At 35.5% G+C, this 19570-nt stretch carries 20 protein-coding genes and 3 pseudogenes; 16 read left to right on the top strand and 7 right to left on the bottom strand.

Annotated elements, in window-relative coordinates:
- Nucleotides 1-3 precede the first annotated feature (3 nt).
- The 4 genes from ACJZL1_RS03430 to pgsA all read right to left on the bottom strand — a co-directional run bounded on the left by ACJZL1_RS03430 (nucleotide 4) and on the right by pgsA (nucleotide 3167).
- Complete coding sequence (locus ACJZL1_RS03430) at nucleotides 4-744, bottom strand: YebC/PmpR family DNA-binding transcriptional regulator (protein ID WP_250295785.1); 741 nt, start codon at nucleotides 742-744, stop codon at nucleotides 4-6.
- Between the two features lie 59 nt (nucleotides 745-803).
- Nucleotides 804-1511 carry an outer membrane protein assembly factor BamD gene (locus ACJZL1_RS03425; protein WP_419246978.1) on the bottom strand — a complete coding sequence of 236 codons (708 nt, stop codon included), beginning with the start codon at nucleotides 1509-1511 and terminating at the stop codon, nucleotides 804-806.
- A 60-nt stretch (nucleotides 1512-1571) separates the two neighbouring features.
- Entirely contained in the window at nucleotides 1572-2513 is a 942-nt protein-coding gene (locus ACJZL1_RS03420) for a hypothetical protein (RefSeq protein ID WP_265025850.1), read from the bottom strand.
- Nucleotides 2514-2633: 120 nt separating this feature from the next.
- A complete protein-coding gene (gene pgsA / locus ACJZL1_RS03415; protein ID WP_265025849.1) occupies nucleotides 2634-3167 on the bottom strand; it encodes a CDP-diacylglycerol--glycerol-3-phosphate 3-phosphatidyltransferase in 534 nt (177 codons plus the stop codon).
- 134 nt (nucleotides 3168-3301) lie between these two features.
- Here pgsA and ACJZL1_RS03410 point away from each other — a divergent pair, with 134 nt between their 5' ends.
- The 5 genes and pseudogenes from ACJZL1_RS03410 (at nucleotide 3302) to ACJZL1_RS03390 (ending at nucleotide 7929) form a co-directional block, all read left to right on the top strand.
- Entirely contained in the window at nucleotides 3302-4624 is a 1323-nt protein-coding gene (locus ACJZL1_RS03410; protein ID WP_419246977.1) for a malic enzyme-like NAD(P)-binding protein, read from the top strand.
- A 78-nt stretch (nucleotides 4625-4702) separates the two neighbouring features.
- Nucleotides 4703-4921 carry a BolA/IbaG family iron-sulfur metabolism protein gene (locus tag ACJZL1_RS03405; protein ID WP_265035034.1) on the top strand — a complete coding sequence of 73 codons (219 nt, stop codon included), beginning with the start codon at nucleotides 4703-4705 and terminating at the stop codon, nucleotides 4919-4921.
- A 15-nt stretch (nucleotides 4922-4936) separates the two neighbouring features.
- Entirely contained in the window at nucleotides 4937-5260 is a 324-nt protein-coding gene (grxD, locus tag ACJZL1_RS03400) for a Grx4 family monothiol glutaredoxin (RefSeq protein WP_265025846.1), read from the top strand.
- A 422-nt stretch (nucleotides 5261-5682) separates the two neighbouring features.
- Nucleotides 5683-6470, top strand: a pseudogene (locus ACJZL1_RS03395) (IS5 family transposase).
- 236 nt (nucleotides 6471-6706) lie between these two features.
- Nucleotides 6707-7929 (top strand): annotated as a pseudogene (locus tag ACJZL1_RS03390) (IS256 family transposase).
- A gap of 51 nt (nucleotides 7930-7980) precedes the next feature.
- Here the strand turns inward: ACJZL1_RS03390 and ACJZL1_RS03385 are convergent.
- Nucleotides 7981-8103: pseudogene (locus ACJZL1_RS03385) on the bottom strand (4-hydroxy-tetrahydrodipicolinate synthase); the annotation flags it as partial.
- A 498-nt stretch (nucleotides 8104-8601) separates the two neighbouring features.
- Between ACJZL1_RS03385 and ACJZL1_RS03380 the strand changes: the two are divergent.
- The 5 genes from ACJZL1_RS03380 to folD all read left to right on the top strand — a co-directional run bounded on the left by ACJZL1_RS03380 (nucleotide 8602) and on the right by folD (nucleotide 12946).
- Nucleotides 8602-9780, top strand: coding sequence for an aspartate aminotransferase family protein (locus ACJZL1_RS03380; protein ID WP_265025845.1), 1179 nt, complete (start codon nucleotides 8602-8604; stop codon nucleotides 9778-9780).
- Nucleotides 9781-9868: 88 nt separating this feature from the next.
- Nucleotides 9869-11149 (top strand): HlyC/CorC family transporter, encoded by a 1281-nt coding sequence (locus ACJZL1_RS03375; RefSeq protein WP_419246976.1) that lies wholly within the window; start codon nucleotides 9869-9871, stop codon nucleotides 11147-11149.
- A 13-nt stretch (nucleotides 11150-11162) separates the two neighbouring features.
- Entirely contained in the window at nucleotides 11163-11429 is a 267-nt protein-coding gene (locus ACJZL1_RS03370; RefSeq protein ID WP_341818653.1) for a DUF2312 domain-containing protein, read from the top strand.
- On the top strand, nucleotides 11422-12084 hold the full coding sequence (locus ACJZL1_RS03365) for a UbiX family flavin prenyltransferase (RefSeq protein ID WP_265025842.1): 663 nt from the start codon (nucleotides 11422-11424) through the stop codon (nucleotides 12082-12084). The genes ACJZL1_RS03370 and ACJZL1_RS03365 overlap by 8 nt, the downstream gene beginning before the upstream one ends.
- The gene (gene folD, locus ACJZL1_RS03360) at nucleotides 12068-12946 is read left to right on the top strand and encodes a bifunctional methylenetetrahydrofolate dehydrogenase/methenyltetrahydrofolate cyclohydrolase FolD (protein ID WP_353285099.1); all 879 of its coding nucleotides are present in this window, start codon (nucleotides 12068-12070) and stop codon (nucleotides 12944-12946) included. Before ACJZL1_RS03365 ends, folD begins: the two co-directional genes overlap by 17 nt.
- 200 nt (nucleotides 12947-13146) lie before the next feature.
- Here the strand turns inward: folD and ACJZL1_RS03355 are convergent, their stop codons facing one another.
- The gene (locus tag ACJZL1_RS03355; RefSeq protein ID WP_419246975.1) at nucleotides 13147-13494 is read right to left on the bottom strand and encodes an NUDIX domain-containing protein; all 348 of its coding nucleotides are present in this window, start codon (nucleotides 13492-13494) and stop codon (nucleotides 13147-13149) included.
- 266 nt (nucleotides 13495-13760) lie between these two features.
- Nucleotides 13761-14132 carry an ankyrin repeat domain-containing protein gene (locus ACJZL1_RS03350; protein WP_265025838.1) on the bottom strand — a complete coding sequence of 124 codons (372 nt, stop codon included), beginning with the start codon at nucleotides 14130-14132 and terminating at the stop codon, nucleotides 13761-13763.
- Nucleotides 14133-14289: 157 nt separating this feature from the next.
- Here ACJZL1_RS03350 and ACJZL1_RS03345 point away from each other — a divergent pair, with 157 nt between their 5' ends.
- From ACJZL1_RS03345 to ACJZL1_RS03320, 6 genes are all read left to right on the top strand, one after another.
- Nucleotides 14290-15477 carry an MFS transporter gene (locus tag ACJZL1_RS03345; RefSeq protein WP_419246974.1) on the top strand — a complete coding sequence of 396 codons (1188 nt, stop codon included), beginning with the start codon at nucleotides 14290-14292 and terminating at the stop codon, nucleotides 15475-15477.
- Between the two features lie 61 nt (nucleotides 15478-15538).
- Nucleotides 15539-15844 (top strand): integration host factor subunit alpha, encoded by a 306-nt coding sequence (locus ACJZL1_RS03340; protein ID WP_265025836.1) that lies wholly within the window; start codon nucleotides 15539-15541, stop codon nucleotides 15842-15844.
- A complete protein-coding gene (locus ACJZL1_RS03335) occupies nucleotides 15844-16170 on the top strand; it encodes a MerR family transcriptional regulator (RefSeq protein ID WP_353285098.1) in 327 nt (108 codons plus the stop codon). The genes ACJZL1_RS03340 and ACJZL1_RS03335 overlap by 1 nt, the downstream gene beginning before the upstream one ends.
- Nucleotides 16171-16223: 53 nt before the next feature.
- Nucleotides 16224-16838: a murein hydrolase activator EnvC family protein gene (locus ACJZL1_RS03330; RefSeq protein ID WP_265026646.1), complete on the top strand. Its 615-nt coding sequence runs from the start codon at nucleotides 16224-16226 to the stop codon at nucleotides 16836-16838.
- A 12-nt stretch (nucleotides 16839-16850) separates the two neighbouring features.
- Nucleotides 16851-19385 carry a leucine--tRNA ligase gene (gene leuS, locus ACJZL1_RS03325; RefSeq protein WP_419246973.1) on the top strand — a complete coding sequence of 845 codons (2535 nt, stop codon included), beginning with the start codon at nucleotides 16851-16853 and terminating at the stop codon, nucleotides 19383-19385.
- A 37-nt stretch (nucleotides 19386-19422) separates the two neighbouring features.
- Nucleotides 19423-19569: a hypothetical protein gene (locus ACJZL1_RS03320; protein WP_265035051.1), complete on the top strand. Its 147-nt coding sequence runs from the start codon at nucleotides 19423-19425 to the stop codon at nucleotides 19567-19569.
- The last annotated feature ends 1 nt before the right edge of the window (nucleotide 19570 follow it).

The following is a 19570-nucleotide window of genomic DNA, read 5'->3' as shown; positions in this document are numbered from 1 at the left end:
CATTTAAACAGCATCAACAAAAGTAAAATTACCTTCCACATACTGTACATCATCATTATCTTCTAGCTCTTCAACCAATGCAGATAATTTATCAATCAACTCTTTATCGCTAATTTCAATCAGATCTTTTGGCTGCCATGAAAGACGAGCAAGTTCTGGTTCTCCGAATTTTGCATAAAAGGCATCGCGTACTTTACCAAAATCTTTTATTTCACAAGTTATAACGTGTAACCCTTCTTTGTCATTTTCTTCAACATTCAATACTTCTAATTCGATTCCATGACTGAATAAATCGTCAAAATTCACACCCTCTGCTTTATAGACAATTAAACCTACATGATCAAAAAGATAACTAACGCTTCCTGTTTCTCCTAAATTTCCACCTTTGCGAGAAAAAATATAACGCACCTCAGAAGCAGTGCGGTTGCGGTTATTAGTCAAGGCATGGACAATGAGTGCAGTGCCAGAAGGCCCATGACCTTCATATTGGATTTCCTCATAATTTTCTCCAGCAACGTTACCAGTTGCATTTTTTATTGCTGTTTCTATTTTATCTTTTGGTAGATTTTCCTTGCGTGCAGCAAATATAGCAGAGCGAAGGCGCGGGTTGAGTTCGTGATCGGGTAGCCCTTGCTTTGCAGCAACTGTTATTTCTCTAATCAGCTTCGTAAATTTTTGAGAGCGCTTTGCATCCTGAGCACCTTTTCGGTGTTTGATATTTGAAAATTGTGAATGACCAGCCATATTCAAATAGTTAAAAACCTAATTATATATCAAAGCATAGAAAAAACTAAAGCAAATTTTCAAGCCTCCGGCTTGGCATCTTGCAGGTTTTCTGCTAATAACATACTTTCATACTGCTTAGCTTCTAAGTCAAGGCCAATAGCTGAATGGGCTGCTATTAAATGGTTAATAGACTTAGAAAAATATTTAGAATCCTTATAGCTTGCCATATTCTGGAAACGCTTAATTGCTGCCAAATATTCACCACGCCTCAGATAAAATTTACCGATAAAATACTCTTTTGTTGATATATGCTCTGTGATTAGCTTTGCTTTTTCCTTTATCTCGTCTACATATTCGCTGCCTGGAAAGAGATTAATGTACTCTGTAGCCAGCTCTAAAGTTTTATATGCAGTTTGCTGTCCAAGTTGCACTTTATTAATTTGCATGTAATAAGATAATACTCTTAAGTAGTATACATATGGTAAATCTTCACCATTTGAATAAACATATATATAATCATCCATATCACTTGCAGCACTGCTATAGTTACCCATATTATAGTGAGAAACCCCAGATAATAATTTCGCTTTCATTGCCCAATAAGACAAAGGATACAAATCCTCTATCTTATGAAATGCCCTAATAGCTTGTTTATATTTTTTCTGGTCAAAAAGTTTAACTGCTTCTTCATATAGTTCAGTTTCAGTTTTTTCAAGATCATTCGCATACGATTGTGTAAAGGAGCAAATTAGGAAAATAAAGCACGTGATTAAAGTCTTATACATAAGATTTTTTTCGATCAAAATAAAGTATAGACCTAAATATTACTTAAATAAATAAATTTCTTAGGCAATAGCCGGCCCTTCTTCTTTATAACTACGGTCAGAACTACCTGCATTTCTTGATTCACCTCGTCCTTCCACTTTTGGATCTTTCAGCGTCTTGCTGTAGGAACGTATAGTTAATATCTGTACAACCATAAAAAGTGCAATACCTATCAAGCCTAAAGTAGGCCCAACAGCAGGATTTAAGGACGATGCTAATGCCATTAACATTATCCTTCTTATTAAAAATATAGAAGAACCAGCAAGCGCCAATCCGGCTACAGACATATTGCTAGTTTTCTTGCTAGATTTTTCATCAAGATTAGATTTTTCTGTTTCCTTTTTCTTATTTTTTTCATGCTTATCAATATAAGAAACAATAGTTACAAGAAGAGCAATTGCATTGGCAAGAAATAAAATTGCATCCTCTGCTGCTTCAAGTGAAGATGTTTCACCCATTATCATACCTACAATAACCAGTGCAGTTGTTATAGCCTCAATATAGATCAAACACTGACCTATATCAGAAATATTGTGCTCTTTTTCCTTTACTTCCTCTTCATTTTCAATATTTTTCAACTCTCGTTCTTTTTGTGCTATTTTCCTATTATTGTAAATTAAATATAGTGTACAAATAAGAGATAGGACCATGAAAGGTAATATAGTGTGGCTTAGCGCGCCACTTATCACGCCAAGTAATACCTGATCGCTACATATTTTTTCCAGTTCAATAGCCATAAATAATGCAAATGGAACCATTGTTACCAATGATGCACATTGTCTATATAGCTCTCTTTTTTTTAGTGTTAATAGCTCTTGTTCTAGCCTTTCTCTTTTGACTTCTTTATCAACTGTTGGCCAAAAATCCCAAAAAAACTCTTCTAATGGTTCAAAATCTCTTTTTTTCTTATTCTTTCCTGGAACCTTTTTGGTAGAAGAAAATTTGCCACTAGGTATTTTCATAATATTAACCTAATTAGTTGTAAGTTAATACAATTATACACCTTTTTGCTTTCTGAGTCAATATCACTAAGATATTAACTACTCTTGTCTATTAACTATTTCCTAGGAGATTTAATCAATCTATTTGATGCCGGCTAGGATATAATTATAGCCTGACCACACAGTTATAATAGCTGCAACCCATAAACAAATCGCACCTGTATATTGAATCATATAATAATCGTTCATTATTAGCGCTACTACAGCAACCATCTGTAGAAATGTTTTAATTTTTCCAGCTTTGCTTACAGGTAGACTAACATTTGTAGCTATCAGAAACTCCCGTAAACCCGAGACTAATATCTCCCGACAGATGATGATAATTGACGGTACTATTGTAAAATCATTTATCTTTTGCTTATAAATTAGCATAATTATCGTTGAAACCACTATTAATTTATCAGCAATTGGATCAAATAGCTTGCCAAACTTTGATTGGACTTTCCACGCACGCGCCAGGTAACCATCAAAAAAATCCGTAATGCACGCAAACACAAAGATTGATATTGTTATCAGGCCTGCATATTTATTTTCTATATAAAAACTTAATATTATTGCTGGTATTGCAAGTGCACGAGAAATTGTAAGCAAATTAGGCACGTTTTTCTTAAGCATGTAATATCATCTTACGTAATAGGTAAACTTATACAGAAGTACAACAGAGTTCACAAGCTAATAGTTTACAATTGAACATTTATAAAAACTCCATATACTTAAAAAATACAAGCTTAAAATATAAGGATGTAATGATGAATGATGATTTAGATAGTACCACAAAACAAGAAGCACTTAAGTATCACAGTAGAGGTGGTAACCCTGGTAAAATTTCAATTATGCCAACAAAACCTTTATCTACCCAGTATGATTTGTCACTTGCTTATTCTCCTGGCGTTGCAGCTCCGTGTCTTGAAATAGCTAAAAATCCTGAGGTTGTTTATGATTATACGGCAAAAAGCAACTGTGTTGCTGTCATTTCAAATGGCACTGCAGTGCTTGGACTTGGTAATATCGGTCCTCTTGCTTCAAAACCGGTCATGGAAGGCAAAGCTGTTTTATTTAAGCGTTTTGCTGATATTGATGCAGTTGATATAGAAGTTGATACAGAAAATATAGAAGATTTCATCAATGCAGTAAGGTATCTTGGGCCAAGTTGGGGGGGGATAAATTTAGAAGATATAAGATCTCCCGATTGTTTTATAATAGAGAAACGTCTGAATGAACTGATGGATATTCCAGTGTTCCATGATGACCAGCATGGAACTGCGGTGGTTGTTGCAGCTGGCATAGAAAATGCTCTTGATATTGTTGAAAAGAAATTAGAGGACGTTAAGATCATTATGAATGGTGCTGGAGCAGCCGGTATTGCATGTTTAGAAATACTAAAGTCCATGGGCGCTAAAAATATAGTGCTGTGCGATAAGCAAGGAGTAATATACAAAGGTAGAAACGAGGACATGAATGAGTGGAAGGAAAAGTATGCAATTGATACTTCCGAACGTTCTCTACTTGATACAATAAAAGGCGCTGATGTATTCATCGGACTATCTGCAAAAGATGTGTTAAATGAAGAGATGTTAAAGAGTATGGGCAAAGACCCGATTATTTTCGCTCTCGCTAACCCCGATCCAGAAGTAAGGCCTGAGTTTGCAAAATCTGTGAGGCCAGATGCAATAATCGCAACTGGTAGGTCAGATTACAACAACCAAGTCAACAACGTAATGGGTTTTCCTTATATATTTAGAGGGGCGCTTGATGTATATGCAACAACAATAAATGATGAAATGAAAATTGCAGCTGCAGATGCAATAGCAAAGCTTGCCCGTGAGCCAGTACCAGGTGAGATATCTGCAGCCTATGGCGGTCGTAAAATGAGCTATGGACGTGAATATATAATACCTACTCCATTTGACCCAAGATTAATTTCTATAGTATCTCCTGCTGTTGCAAAAGCTGCAGTTTACTCAGGTGTTGCAAGAAAGGCAATACAAGATTGGAGCAAATATGAAAATCAATTAAAATCTCGCCTTGCTAGTGCTCTTAACATGCTGAATTTACTGTCTTCACGATATTAGTAACTATACAATCAATAATTCAATTGTGCTCAATCGTTTTAGATTTATAATAAAAGTATTGTAATTTAAAGTAAATCAATGGTTATTGCAATTCATGAACTAGAAAGAATCGTCAAACAATCGTTCCCCGATGCTGATATAAAGATTCATGATCTTGCTGGAGATAATGATCATTATTATTTAAAAATAACCTCCAAGCGCTTTCTCGGAAAGACAAAAATAGAACAGCATAAAATGGTATATAAAGCACTAGAAGGTCAGTCTATACATGCCTTGCAGCTAGAAACTAATACTTAAAAATAAGGTGAATTTATGAACAATTTTGAACAAATAAAAAAAAATATAGCAGAAAATGATGTGGTATTGTATATGAAAGGCACTTCTGATTTTCCTCAATGCGGATTCTCTGGACTCGTCGTGTCAATCCTAAAAAAATTGAATGTGAAGTTTAAGTGTATTAACGTGTTGGAGAATGATGAAATACGTGAATCTATAAAAAAGTTTTCTGATTGGCCAACAATTCCACAATTATATATAAAGGAAGAGTTTATCGGTGGTTGCGACATCACTCGCGAGATGTACGAAAAAGGCGAACTGCAAAGTTTATTGAAGGAAAAAAAAATTATTGCGGAATAAGTACCAAGAAACCAGTGCCCAGACGCTGGAATTGGTATAACGTAGTATAGCTATGAAAAAGGATCTTGTATCTTGAAAAAAGCATCTAGTGTTTTTAAGCTTAAGCATTAGGTGGAGCAGTTGTGTTAAAAGTCAATAGAAAAATTGATGTAGCTGTGAATAAGTACTTAAAATTTGTGTGGGTGTACTTATTCACAGCTACGCTATTATTATATAGAAGCAGTCTTAGGACTATATTCCTCAGTAAACAGTCTACCGTCTCTTACTAAAGAGTTAGTGATCTTACCCAGAAAAAGTGGAGAGAAAGTTAAGACAATTTTGTCATGAAAATGATGAATCAAAAAGTTCAGGAATGCAATAGTTAGAGCTTATCCGCAAACGAAAAAAAGTATAGTATATGAGTTTTAAAAATGGGGTTAGAAATGAGAAAAAAGTATCCTACAGATCTTAGTGAAAGAGAGTGGTCGGCTAATAGAGAAACACTTTAGAGTATCATACAAGAAAGGAGGAAGGCCGCTAAAACATAGCAAAAGAGAAGTATTATCGGCAATTTTTTATGTACTACGTACAGGATGTCAATGGCGCTATTTACCGCACGCCATGGAAGAAAGTATATGAACAATTTAGGAGGTGGAAAAAGCAAGGAATTTTCGAAAAAATGAACTACGATATCACTAAATATAGTAGGTCAAAAATGGGAAGAAACGAGGAGCCAAGTGCTTGCATAGTAATCTGTAAAAACGACAGAAAAAGGGGGGTCAAAGGTTATGATGGGGGTAAAAAAGTAAAAGGTAGAAAAAGGTACATAATCTCAGGGTTTTATATTAGGCTGTTATGTGGGTGCTGCTAGTGAAAATGACAGAGATGGTAGCATTGGATAATATGAGGAAAAAATATACTAACGTTAAGAAAATGTGGGCTGATATGGGGTATCAAGGAAGAAATTTAAAGGAGTACATAGAAAAAGAGTACGGAATAGACATTGAAATTGTTAAAAGGCCTCCATGTAGGTTTTGGGTACACAAAGACACACCACCTGAACTACTACCAATTAGGGAACAGGGGTTTAAAGTACAGTCAAGAAGATGGGTTGTAGAAAGGACTTTTGCTTGAGGAATAGAAGGCTATCAAAGGAATATTTACAACATCCACTGAAAATTTCATATACCTGGCTATGAGTAGGGTTATGTTAAGGAGGGAATATGCTTGAGTTTACCAGTTTCCGGACAAGCTCTTAAAGGATTATCATAGCCTTTTAGAAAAAAACACAAAAAAAACGTTATTAGAAAAGGTAAAATCCGATCTAGAAGAAATACGTAATTTGAAAATAGAAACTCCAGAGAACGTTGATGGTGTTAATAAGCGTAGTTTTTGGGGAATGTTCAAAAAAGTGTGTCAAACCGAAAAAAAAGTAATAAATTGATATAAAAAAATGGAGGTTTGACAATGAGTCAGAAAGTAGTAAACAGAACTACCGGATTGGTAGATTATAAAAAATTAGAAACCTGTCGTCTATACGAGAAGGAAGGCCGCTGACAGGAAGGGACGGAGCATTAACACCATTTATAAAAAAGCTGCTGGAGGCAAGTTTGGAAGGTGAAATAGAAAATCACTTATTAGCTGAAAGTGAAGAGAATAATCGAAGAAATGGGAGAAATGGAAAGACTTTACGTACCAGTGCAGGCTCATTTGAGCTATTAACACCAAGAGATAGGGAGGGAAGTTTCGAACCACAAATATCAAAAAAAGGCAAACAAGCCTACATCCAGAGCTTGAAACAAAGATTTTGAGCACATTTGCCAGTGGTATGAGCTATAGAGATATAGCATCACATGTAGAAGAAATTTACGATCACAAAATATCGGTGGCAGAGATATCAAGTATTACTGACAAACTGCTACCGGTAATCAACGAATGGCGTAGTCGCCCGCTGCAATCTGTATATCCAATAGTGTTCATGGATGGCATGTTTTTTAAGGTTAAGGAAGACCGGCATTGCGTGAGTAAATGTATGTACAACATATTAGGAATAGACCAAAATGGCAGAAAAGAAGTCTTGGGCTTTTATTTGGCTGAAAGTGAAGGAGCTAACTTTTGGTTGGGAGTGCTAAATGACCTCAAAGAAAGAGGAGTAGAAGATATTCTGATTGCATGTGTAGATGGGCTAAAAAGCTTTCCTGCAGCTATAAATAGTGCGTTTCCTAAAGCAGAAGTACAGCTATGTATAGTGCATCAGATAAGAAATTCACTAAAATATGTATCCAGCAAAGATGTGAAAGTTTTCATGAATGATTTGAAAAAAATATATCGTGCTACAAGTAAAGAAATTGCTGAAAATTACTTGCTTGAACTGGAAGAAAAATGGGGAGAAAAGTATCCTTTGGTTATAAAATTGTGGCAGAACAATTGGGAAAATTTATCTGGTTATTTCAAGTATTCTAGCCCAGTTAGGAGGGACCACAAATCCAATTGAGGGGCTGCACAGACAGATCAGAAAATTCACTAAAACCAAGGGCTCATTTACCAGCACAAATGCCTTGTATAAACAGGTATATTGTGCTATAAAAAAAGTAGAGCAAAAATGGACTATGGCTCTGCCTAATTGGGCTTTAACTATGTCTCAACTTGATATTTTCTTTCCAGATAGATTGAAAATTGAGTTGAACTAAAAATGCGGTTTGACACACTTTTTTGAACATTCCCAGTTTTTGTCCTAGTCACTAATCAATTCCTCCCACCCAAGCATTCACTTGCCTTAGCATTTCAATAGAAGGCAAGTCTTCTGTGCTGAGTGGTAACCGGACAGTTTTGTGTTCTATGAGCCCAATATCATGCAAAAGTGCTATTCTTAGACGTTTTTCGTCTTTACTATGCATTCCTTTTACGCCTTTTATAAACTCTAAAACTTGTTTCCAATTCCTTTCTTTTTTATAATATTCCATTCGGTAGTTTCTCCATTTTTATATCTATTAGGTTAAACTACCACTTTTTTTCTTCCCTCCCTTATTTTTTGTCCGCAGAGCCTAGAACTTCTTGAACAATAAGCTCTCTCTTAATACACAATTGTACGAACGTTGTAATATTTAAGAGTAATTTTCGCCAAGAAGGATGACCTTTACAGGATGACACAGACGCCATACTGTGCTTATTTTCGATATCTCTGGATTTCGCTAATAAGTGGCGAATCGTTGGTAAAACTAAGTCACTTTAGCTATAGAATGACAAAAAAGGTTTGCATTGGCTAAATTTTTAGTTGAAGTAGCATAAGAGGTTAAAGGAAAAGCTTTGTGTTAATGGATTCATTTCAGGTATAGTATAGATAATACCACAATACTTATAAAATGGATCATGTTGTTAATGCGTATAATAGACTTGACACTCCTATAGTCAGGGGAGAAGGGGTATATCTTTTTGATAGAGGTGGTAAAAAATATTTAGATTTTGCTGCAGGTATTTCTACAACTTCTTTAGGGCATTGTCATCCATACATTACAGATAAGCTGAAAGAGCAATTGAGCTCATTATGGCACTGCTCTAACATTTTCACTATTCCCGAGCAAGAAAGGCTTGCCGAGCGTTTAACAACCCTTACTTTTGCAGATAAAGTTTTTTTCTGCTCAAGTGGGCTTGAAGCAACAGAAGCTGCAATTAAGTTTATTCGTCGTTACTTTTATTCAAAGGGGCAAGCAAAACGTAATCGTATTATTACAATTGAAGGAGGGTTTCATGGCCGCAGTATTGCTGCAATTTCTGCTGGAGGCAATGAAAAATCACGCGAAGGTTTTGCTCCGCTCCTTTCTGGTTTTGATAAAGTTCCAAGAAATGACATTAAAGCATTAGAAGAAAAAATCAATAATGAAACATCTGCTGTGTTTTTAGAGCCCATACAAAGCGAAGGTGGAGTATATCCACTAGACGTAAAATATCTTCAAAAAGTAAGGGAAATAACAAAAGCTCAAGGGATAATTTTGTGCTTTGATGAAGTGCAATGCGGATATGGACGCATCGGTTCTTTATTTTATTATCAAAATGTCGGCATTGAACCTGATATGCTAACCTGTGCAAAAGCTATGGGTAACGGTTTTCCTCTAGCTGCATGTTTAGTAAAAGATTACATAGCAGAAGCAATCACTCCAGGAACTCATGGATCAACCTATGGTGGCAATCCACTTGCCATGACTGTTGGTAATGCGGTACTCGATATAATGCTAAAAGAAGGCTTTTTTGACCATGTTAAGAGAATTAGTAAATATTTAAAAGAAAAGCTGTTGCCTTTAGCTAAAGAATTTCCTGAGATGATTTCAGAAGTTCGTGGAGAAGGGTTACTAATGGGAATAGAACTAGCAACTCCTGTAGCCGATAAAATTATTAGTCGATCTCTTGATAAAGGTTTAATAATAACTAGGGTTTTAAACAACAAAGTAGTAAGGATAACCCCACCACTTATCATTGAGGATGAGCATGTGAACGCAGCGTGTAATATGCTTTATGATTTATTTTTTAAGATTAAAGATATATAAAATTCGGCAATATAAATTCAAGCTTGCAAATGCCTTTCATAACATGTAAAATTAACTTTGTTTTTTATCACAATAACATCGTACTTTAATGGATTGGTTATTGGTCTTAGTATCATCAGCAATTTTTATTTTGTTAATTTTATCGTTTTTGTTCTCAGGAGCAGAAATAGGCTTAACCTCAATTAGCCGTTCTCGAGTTAATAAGCTAAAGCTAGACGGTAACAAAAGAGCCAGGATAATAGACCGCTTATTAAATAAGAAAGAATTGACAATAGGAACGGTATTGCTCGGCAATACAATTATTAATATTACTTGCTCTGCTTTATTTACAGCAATATTTATCAATCTTTTTGGAAATGAGGGCATTCTCCTATCAACAATTATAATGACATTTTGTATTTTATTGTTCTGCGAAGTTCTACCAAAAACTTATGCTATTCAAAATCCTGAAAAATTTGCATCATTTTCTGCTTATTTTGTATTGTTTTTTGTAAAGATTTTTTCTCCATTGACGCTAGGTATTCAATTTATTGTTAACCTCATCCTGAAATTATGTGGGCTGCATAAAGATAAGGAAGTGATATCTGCAGCGGATGCAATGCGTAATATGATTACTCTTCACCGCAGTGAAGGAACTATGTTACAACAGGATTTAGATATGCTAAGCAGCATACTTGATTTGGCTGAGACAGAAATATCACAAATTATGACCCATAGAAGAAACCTATTTTCTCTTGATATAGATCGGAATAAAGAAGAGTTAATAAGAGAGATTTTAACCAGTAGTCACAGTAGAGTACCTTTATGGCAGAAGGAACCAGATAACATTGTCGGGGTGATTCACGTGAAAAATCTAATAAACGCCTTGCGTGAAAAGGATAATAAAACAGAAGAAGTTGACATTGCCCAAGTTATGTCAAAGCCTTGGTTTATACCAGAAAGTACGCCGCTCAGCATACAACTTCACAACTTTCGTAAGAATAGGAAACACTTTGCACTTGTTGTCGATGAATATGGAGCATTGCAGGGGATTGTAACCCTTGAGGATATACTGGAAGAAATAGTTGGAGAAATTTCTGATGAGCATGATTTGATTACGGAGAATTTTATAAAGAAAATATCTGATAATGTGTACTACATAGAAGGGGAATCCACGATTAGAGATATTAACAGACAGTTACACTGGAATCTTCCTAATGAAGAAGCTACAACTTTAGCAGGTATGATTGTGAATGAAATAGAGCGCATTCCTGACGAAGGCGAGGAGTTTTCCATGTATGGTTTTCGCTTTAAGATTTTAAAAAAAGATAAAAATATTATTACTGTTGTTGAAGTGCAAGTAAAAACTGGTAATACTAGTAGCAATTAATTAGTGGAGTTTCATGGAAGATACAGTAAAAATAACGGCTGAAGAGTTGAAGGGTTACATAGAGAGAGTCGAAAAACTTGAACAAGAAAAGAGGGATGTGCAAGATCACATTCGTGATGTATATGCAAAAGCCGCAGATGAAGGTTGGGATACAAAAGTGATGAAACAAATTATTAGGCTGAGGAAGATGGATGATGATGACAGAGAGGAACAGGAAATATTGCTTGATACCTATAAACGTGCATTGGGAATGAGCTACGAAGAAGAGTTAAGTGAATAGCAGAATTGTAATTGGAATAAGTGGAGCATCTGGTTCTATTTACGGTGTACGTATTTTAGAGGCGTTAAGAAATATTAATAGATCTCTTATCCGAGTAGCTGACACTGGGATCCAGAAAAAGTGTATAGATTCCAATGTCAGCTACTCAAATGGCACCAAACCTGGTTATGAAACTCATTTAGTGATAAGCCGTGCTGGGAAAATAACTCTAGCTCATGAGATTAAAGAAAAACTTGAAGATATTACATCACTTGCAGATTTTTACTATTCTGAAGAAAAAATAGGAGAAAAAATAGCAAGCGGCTCATTTAAAACTTCAGGAATGATTGTAGCACCATGCTCTATGAAGACAATGTCTGAAATCGCATCAGGTGTTACTTCCAATCTATTGACAAGAGCTGCAGATGTAACACTAAAAGAAAGAAGAAAGTTAGTTCTTATGGTGCGAGAGTCACCACTGCATCTTGGGCATTTACAAAATATGTTAAAATTAACGGAGATGGGAGCGATTATTGCTCCACCAGTGCCTGCTTTTTATATTAAACCGAAATCGTTGGATGATATTATTAATCATTCTGTTGGCAAAGTATTGGATTTATTTGATATCAAATTACCTGACTTTAAGGAGTGGCAAGGAAGTGACAATTATTATTGATGGTAAAAAAATAGCGAATGACCTGTGTGAGAGGCTATCACAAAAGATTTATGCCCTAAAGAGGGAGCATAATATTTTTCCTTGCCTAAAAGTAATTCTCGTTGGTAGCAATCCAGCAAGTCAGGTTTATGTTCGCAACAAACAGAAAAAAGCAGAATCAATAGGCATAAGTTCTGAAACAATTCTTTTATCTTGTGAGACATCAGAAGATGAGTTAATTGGAAAAATTAATGAATTAAATGAAGATCCATCTGTGCATGGCATTTTAGTACAGTTGCCTTTACCAAATCATATTAGTGCAAGCAGAGTAATTAACGCAGTAAGTATTGAAAAAGATGTAGATGGCTTCCATGATGAAAACGTTGGCAAATTAGTTAAAGGTGAAAAAAACTGCCTTATACCTTGCACTCCTAAAGGTTCTTTGCATTTAATTAAATCAATTGAAGAGAACCTTTCCGGTAAAAACGCAGTGGTAATTGGTAGGTCAAATATCGTGGGTAAACCAATGTTTCACCTGCTATTGCAAGAAAACTGCACTGTTACCATCTTGCATTCACAAAGCAAGGATTTAGCTGAATATTGCTCTAAAGCGGATATAGTAGTTGCAGCAGTCGGAAAGCCAAATTTTGTTCAAGCAGACTGGATAAAGAAAGGTGCAATAGTGATCGATGTTGGCATAAATAGCGTTAACGTAGGAGAGCTTGTAGGTGATGTTGACTTTGAGGGAATAAAAGGGAAAGCCAAAGCTATTACTCCAGTACCCGGGGGCGTTGGCCCAATGACCATTGCATTTCTAATGATGAACACTGCCATTGCTGCTTGCTTACAGAAGGGAGTTGATGCTTCTAATTTTATTAGTTGAGGTATGAAGAGGAAAGCTGTATGAAGATAGACATCTCACAATTAATAAAAAATTGAGATTTTTGAAATTCCTCAGTAGTCAAATTTATTAAATATTTAGGATCATCATCTATTCTTTTTTCTCTACAAGCAGTTAGTGGAATCGCAAAGTTTCTAGGCACAAAAAGCTTTGAACCTAATATATGAGCTAAACTTGATTTTTCAACCGTGGATACACCTGTAATAAAAATAATAGTCTTCATTTATGAATTTACTTGCTATATGAACCATCGGAGAAATTTTTTTATAGTTTATAGTATCTATATTTTGCCATATACAACCATCAGAATCTTTTCCATCAGATTCTCGCTTTATTTCTCCTATGATTTCAATTTTGTATAAAACTGCTATATGTTTTAGACATTTATTTACATTGTCTTCATTATAATGATATAGGCTAGTAACTGTTTGGACTTGGTCGTATTGTTTCACTAAACAACCTGTTTCTTCTCTAATTTCTCTTACAAGCGCCTCTTCAAGCGTTTCAGCAATTTCTACCTGGTAAATCAAACAACCCTTTATAAGGACCTCGACTTTTTTTCACCAAAACTATACTTTTAGGTTTTAAAATTAAACCATATACGCCTAAGTGAGAGTGATAAATAATATTATCTTTCATTAAACCAAAAACATTAGAGTTAATATAATAATTTAAAAAATTAATTATACAAAATAATGTATTATAAATACAATTACTCAATATAAAAATTCCACTTAACAAATTTATAAATTTGCAAGGAACTAAAAGTGAACATTAATAAAGCTATTTAACTGTATCAGTTTAGAATGATTTTAGAGGTTGTCCGAAAACTAGTAAATTCAAGAATATCATTGGGATTAGCCCCCTTATCCAACAAGCATCGAACTATTGGTACACAAACGTTATTTTTTCTGCATAGAATGGCAATGTGCAGTAGCGTTGTTTCTCTAATTGGACTACAATCAGTTAGCCTGAACCTAAAATTTATATCAAATCCGCTTCTTTCCCATTCTTCATATACTGCCTTAAGTTCTTCTTGCAACTGCAACCTATGCTTTACTTCATCAATAAATTTAGTTGGGTCGCCCTGACCGGAGTCAATACTATCACTTACTTTTGCAAGCATATTATTGAATTTTCCAAGCTGAAACATATCTTGTGGTGGCATACTACTAACCTCTAGAATGAAACCCTTTAAGTATACAGTAAAGCTAAAGGAAATCAAGGGTTCTTGCTTTCAACACTTATGTCTATCATCAGGACCTATAGCTTCGAAAAAGGTTTAGTGTTAAATTATTAGAAAATTACTTATAAAAATAAATCTTATGGAAAGTAGAACTAAGGCTTGGTTCATTTGGCTGATTAGTAACTTGGTTGTTATATTCAGCAACATGCAGATAATCTACACCTTTATAAGTGTGCATCTTGAAAAAGAACTTGGGCTCACAATCACGCAAGTTGCACTGGCTAATTCAGCATATACTTGGACTTTTGCCATCTTACAATTTTTTAGTGGGGCAATGTTTAATGTTTTTTCCAGTAAAAAAATTTATTCTTTCTCATTATCAACTATAATCCTCGGGTTTCTTGTCCTTGTTAACGGTAACAATTTTTCCCATTTAATTTTATCTCAAGTGTTTATTGCAACTGGAGCATCATTTGGTTTTATTGGTGCTGCTCATACAAGTAGCATATGTTTTCCTGTTGCCCAATTTGGATTGATGTTTTCACTAGTGCAAACGATTTCAAGTCTTTCTGCACTGATAATTCAAATATTGTTCTCTAGCTTGCTTGCTGAAGGTGCAGATTGGAAGAATCTGATTGTATGCATAATACTGTTTGGTGTGTTGATATTTGTACTTACGCTTTTTTATCCAAACACACTTCCAGAAAGCAGCTCAGAAAAGTGCACAATAAAAAGCTCTATAAGAACAGTAATGTGCTCTGTACTAACGGTGCTAAAATTAAGAGATATCTGGATAACTTCAGTGGTGGGTGCTATTACTTTTGGAACATTTTTAGCACTTAATACCTTGTGGGCTCCAAGGTTACTGAGCAACTCAGAACTCAATGCAATGGAGTCAGGTATAGCAACCGCAATACTATGGCTTGGTCTTGCAGTTGGTGCTCCAATTGCAGATCGAATCTCAAACTTATTTAAAAATAGGAAACATGTAATTTCTGCTTTTGCTTTATTGCAAGGCGTCTCAATTATTATTTTACTATGCAGCCATTTAACAGTCCACGTTGTGTACTTTTGTATGTTAATGTTCGGGTTTTTTGCGGGAGGACATATGCTTAATTTTACTGTCGGCAGCGAGATTGTGAAACGAAAATACATTAGCACATCATCATCCATTATCAATGGATTTATGTTTATTGGCAGTGGAGTTATAGTGTCAATGTTAGCACTTTTTACAGATTATCAAATGGCGCTTTTTGCAATATTCGTAACGTTGGCAACTGCCAGTATTTTAAATTATGCTACAAAAGAGACATACCCTAAAAAATAAAGTAGCTGAACCTTAAGTCAGTTGCTATATTGTGTTTACATATTGCAATACTTACTCAATTATGGATCACGTTACAACAAAAGACACAACAGTAACTAAGGCAATGATAGCTGAAAATATAAACCAAGAAATAGGATTATCAAAGGAAGACTCTGCTTCGATAATAGACGATATATTGGACGAAATGAAGACGAGCTTGGCAAAGGATGGAATAGTGAAAATATCGTCATTTGGAACATTCTTGGTCAAAAAAAAGAAGGAAAGACCAGGAAATATACCAAATACATCAGAGAAAGTGATGATTCAAGCAAGAAACTCAGTTTCTTTTAGGCCTTCAAAAACTATAAAAAAATCAATAAATAATTAATGAATAAGGAAAAATTATTTTATACGATTAGGGAAGTAGCTGAAGAGCTACATTTGGAACAGCATGTTTTGAGATTCTGGGAAGGTCAATTTCATCAAATTAAGCCTACAAAGCGTAAAGGAAGAAGGCTATATGATCGTAAGTGTATAGAGGCCATAAAGAAAGTAAAATACATGCTATATGATAAAGGATATACAATAAAAGGAGTGCAAAAAGAATTTGGTAATGATATAAAAGTCACAAAGAATTTGTTGCAAGAACTTACCGATTTGAGGGACTATTTAACTAGTAAAATAAATAACGAGGAAAGTAACGAACAGGCGTGAAACACTACGTCTCGCTAAAATTTTGGAGTTTTGTGAGAGTTGATATATCTAAAATGTGGCATATAGCCTCATTTCTTATGTTATTAGCAATATTAATAGGCTGTGGCCTGCAAAAACCTGCACCTGTGCTGCTTAAAGGCGAAGGATTTTACGGAAAAAGAGAGCTGGAATATACAAGAGAGTACCATTTAACTAGGGAGCCTTCAGTGCAAAAAGAAAGTAGAAAAGCCATCATAAACAGGATATACAAAGATAACAATAATGCACAAAACGTGGAAATTAATGGGGTAAATTGTAAATTTGTAATGCCAGTTAAAGGTACAGTTATTTCAGCTACCTCTTCTGATGAAATGTGTAAGGATGGCATAAAAATTGCTGCTCAAAATGGAACGAACGTAGTTGCCTCTGCACCCGGCAAAGTGGTATATGTAGGCAAAGGGCTGAGATGGTATGGGAATTTAATTATAGTGGAACACAAAGATAATTACATGACTGTGTACTCCTATTTAAAAAACATACATGTTGAAATTGGCGATAAAGTAAAGCAAGGTCAAGTAATTGGATCTGCAGGTAAATCAAGCACACAAGATAAAGATCCACAGATGTGTTTCACAATACGGCATAATGGCCAAGCGGTTGATCCTTTGATGCATGTGAACTGTAATTGAATTTGGATTTATATGAAATATGATTTTAAAAGTGTTGAAAAATTTTATCAAGATAAATGGGATTTTTCTGTAAGCAAGAATAGTAAACAAAAAAAGTGTTACGTGTTGGAAATGTTTCCATATCCATCTGGTAAAATTCATATGGGACACTTACGTAACTATGCAATAGGGGATGTGATAGCACGTTACAAGAGAGCTAATGGATTTGAGGTTTTGCATCCAATTGGCTGGGATGCGTTTGGATTACCAGCTGAAAATGCAGCAAGGGACAACAATATTAGCCCTGAAACATGGACAAAAGAGAATATAGATAATATGCGTACACAGTTGAAATCTATAGGCCTTTCTTATAATTGGGAGCGTGAACTCTCCACATGTGAGCCTGATTATTACAAACACGAACAAAAATTTTTCCTGGATTTTTTAAAGCATGGGCTTGCCTATCGAAAAGAGTCATGGGTTAACTGGGATCCAGTGGACCAAACAGTGCTTGCAAATGAACAGGTGGTTGATGGAAAAGGATGGCGATCAGGTGCAGTTGTTGAAAAACGTAAGTTGTCCCAATGGTTTTTAAAGATTACTGATTTCGCTGAAGATTTACTCAAGTGCCTGCAAAGTTTGAAAAATTGGCCAGAAAAAGTCAAAACAATGCAGGAGCGTTGGATAGGAAAATCTGAAGGAGCAACTATAGAGTTTGAAATCGTTGGCCTGAATAAGAAATTAAAAGTTTTTACGACTTATCCTCATACTTTGTTTGGGGCTTCTTTTTGTGCAGTGGCAGCAGAGCACCCTATTGTGCAAGATATCAGGCTTCCAAATGCTCCTGAAGTTTTGTCATCCCAGTGCTTGACTACTTGGATCCAGGAAATAGAATCGAAGAGAGGGAGTGACGAAAAAATAGGAGTTTACACCGGATTAAACGTAAAACATCCATTTCTTGATAAGGAATTGCCACTTTACATAGCGAATTTTGTGTTGATGGAATATGGAGAAGGCGCGATTTTTGGTTGCCCTGCACACGATCAGCGTGATTTTGAATTTGCGCAGAGGTACAATTTGCCGATTATTCCCGTTATTTCTTCAGCCCACTTAGGTGTCATTCCAGCGCGTGACGCTGGAATCCAGAATTCTTACAATGGATCCCAGTGTCGAAGCACTGGGATGACAAAGGAGGCGTATACTGGCGATGGGGTAATGTTCAATTCTGAATTCTTAAACGGATTAACGGTAAGTAGAGCAAAGGAAGTAATCATTAAAAAGCTCAAAGAAAAAGGGATAGGTGAGAAAACAACAAACTATCGTTTGCACGATTGGGGAGTTTCAAGACAGCGTTATTGGGGATGCCCTATACCTATCATATATTGCAAAGACTGTGGTACTGTTCCAGTACCAGAAAAAGACCTTCCTGTAGTTCTACCAACAGATGTGGAATTTGCAAGTGGTGGTAATCCGCTTGATAAACACCCAACTTGGAAATTTGTTGACTGCCCAAAATGCGGAAAGCAAGCAGAGCGTGAAACTGATACATTCGACACCTTTTTTGAGTCTTCCTGGTATTTTGCTGCATTCTGTAGTGAAGATAAATCAATAGACAAAGATGCATGTAATCGTTTTATGCCTGTTGATTATTATATAGGTGGAATAGAACATGCAATTTTGCATTTGCTTTATTCAAGATTTTTCTGCCGTGCTTTAACCAAATGTGGCTATTTTGCTATTAAAGAGCCTTTCTCTACTTTAATCACTCAAGGAATGGTCTGCCATATAACTTACAAAGACGAGAATGGCAAATGGCTGTTTCCCGAAGAAGCAAAAGAGTTGATTGCACAAGGAGCTAAGGTTCAGGTTGGAAAAGTCGAGAAAATGAGCAAATCGAAAAAGAACACAATTGACCCAAACTTTATCATAGGAAAGTATGGTGCTGATACTGCTCGCTTGTTTGTGTTATCCGACACTCCTCCAGAAAAAGATATGGAATGGTCCGATGATGGCGTGGAAGGCTGTTCTCGCTATATAAACAAATTGTGGCGTATGGTAATGCAGCTGAGACCTGTAAATATACACTATGATAATGAAAGTGTTACGGGTGGACTTCTAGAGTACAGAAAAAAAATTCATAAACTCTTACACGGACTGACAGATGACTTGGAAAACTGCAGATTAAACTGTGTAGTGGCAAAATTTCGCGAAATGACGAATTTAATAGCTGAAATAGACGTAGAAGCTGGAAAATCTCTTATTGATGAAGGTATATGCATACTAATCAGAGTAATCGAACCATTCATACCACATCTAGCTGAAAGCCTATGGCAAGAAATAGGAGGTCAACCTTGGCCAAAAGCTGATGAATCATTATTAGTTGACGATACGGTAACTATAGCAGTGCAAATCAATGGAAAATTACGTACAACAATAAAGGTGGCAATTAACTTACCTCAAGAAGAATTGAAGAAAATAGCGATAGACTCTGTGTCCAGTAAGATCGATCAAAGCAAAGTTCGCACTGTATATGCTGTACCAAATAAGATAGTAAATATAGTTATATAAAAAATCCGAGTGTATCTGTTCAGGGGCATCGCAAATATTGAAGCAAAAGTGGTCAGTGCTTGACACACAGCTGTACGAACATTGCAATTTGCAGGTAATTTGCGTAGTAAGTGGTGTCATGAAAGTAGCTGACACTGGAATGGCTTTGTTGCATAGCAACGTAAGTTTTTTCCAGAGTAAATAAT

Source organism: Wolbachia endosymbiont of Rhagoletis indifferens (assembly GCF_048537595.1).
GTDB lineage: Bacteria > Pseudomonadota > Alphaproteobacteria > Rickettsiales > Anaplasmataceae > Wolbachia.
This window is presented reverse-complemented; position numbering and strand designations above follow the sequence as displayed.

Excerpts from the sequence above, each read along its gene's own strand:
- ACJZL1_RS03430 (WP_250295785.1), bottom strand. The coding sequence starts at position 744 with ATGGCTGGTCATTCACAATTTTCAAATATCAAACACCGAAAAGGTGCT.
- ACJZL1_RS03425 (WP_419246978.1), bottom strand. The coding sequence starts at position 1,511 with ATGTATAAGACTTTAATCACGTGCTTTATTTTCCTAATTTGCTCCTTT.
- ACJZL1_RS03420 (WP_265025850.1), bottom strand. The coding sequence starts at position 2,513 with ATGAAAATACCTAGTGGCAAATTTTCTTCTACCAAAAAGGTTCCAGGA.
- pgsA (WP_265025849.1), bottom strand. The coding sequence starts at position 3,167 with ATGCTTAAGAAAAACGTGCCTAATTTGCTTACAATTTCTCGTGCACTT.
- ACJZL1_RS03410 (WP_419246977.1), top strand. The coding sequence starts at position 3,302 with ATGAATGATGATTTAGATAGTACCACAAAACAAGAAGCACTTAAGTAT.
- ACJZL1_RS03405 (WP_265035034.1), top strand. The coding sequence starts at position 4,703 with ATGGTTATTGCAATTCATGAACTAGAAAGAATCGTCAAACAATCGTTC.
- grxD (WP_265025846.1), top strand. The coding sequence starts at position 4,937 with ATGAACAATTTTGAACAAATAAAAAAAAATATAGCAGAAAATGATGTG.
- ACJZL1_RS03380 (WP_265025845.1), top strand. The coding sequence starts at position 8,602 with ATGGATCATGTTGTTAATGCGTATAATAGACTTGACACTCCTATAGTC.
- ACJZL1_RS03375 (WP_419246976.1), top strand. The coding sequence starts at position 9,869 with ATGGATTGGTTATTGGTCTTAGTATCATCAGCAATTTTTATTTTGTTA.
- ACJZL1_RS03370 (WP_341818653.1), top strand. The coding sequence starts at position 11,163 with ATGGAAGATACAGTAAAAATAACGGCTGAAGAGTTGAAGGGTTACATA.
- ACJZL1_RS03350 (WP_265025838.1), bottom strand. The coding sequence starts at position 14,132 with ATGCCACCACAAGATATGTTTCAGCTTGGAAAATTCAATAATATGCTT.
- ACJZL1_RS03345 (WP_419246974.1), top strand. The coding sequence starts at position 14,290 with ATGGAAAGTAGAACTAAGGCTTGGTTCATTTGGCTGATTAGTAACTTG.
- ACJZL1_RS03340 (WP_265025836.1), top strand. The coding sequence starts at position 15,539 with ATGGATCACGTTACAACAAAAGACACAACAGTAACTAAGGCAATGATA.
- ACJZL1_RS03335 (WP_353285098.1), top strand. The coding sequence starts at position 15,844 with ATGAATAAGGAAAAATTATTTTATACGATTAGGGAAGTAGCTGAAGAG.
- ACJZL1_RS03330 (WP_265026646.1), top strand. The coding sequence starts at position 16,224 with ATGTGGCATATAGCCTCATTTCTTATGTTATTAGCAATATTAATAGGC.
- leuS (WP_419246973.1), top strand. The coding sequence starts at position 16,851 with ATGAAATATGATTTTAAAAGTGTTGAAAAATTTTATCAAGATAAATGG.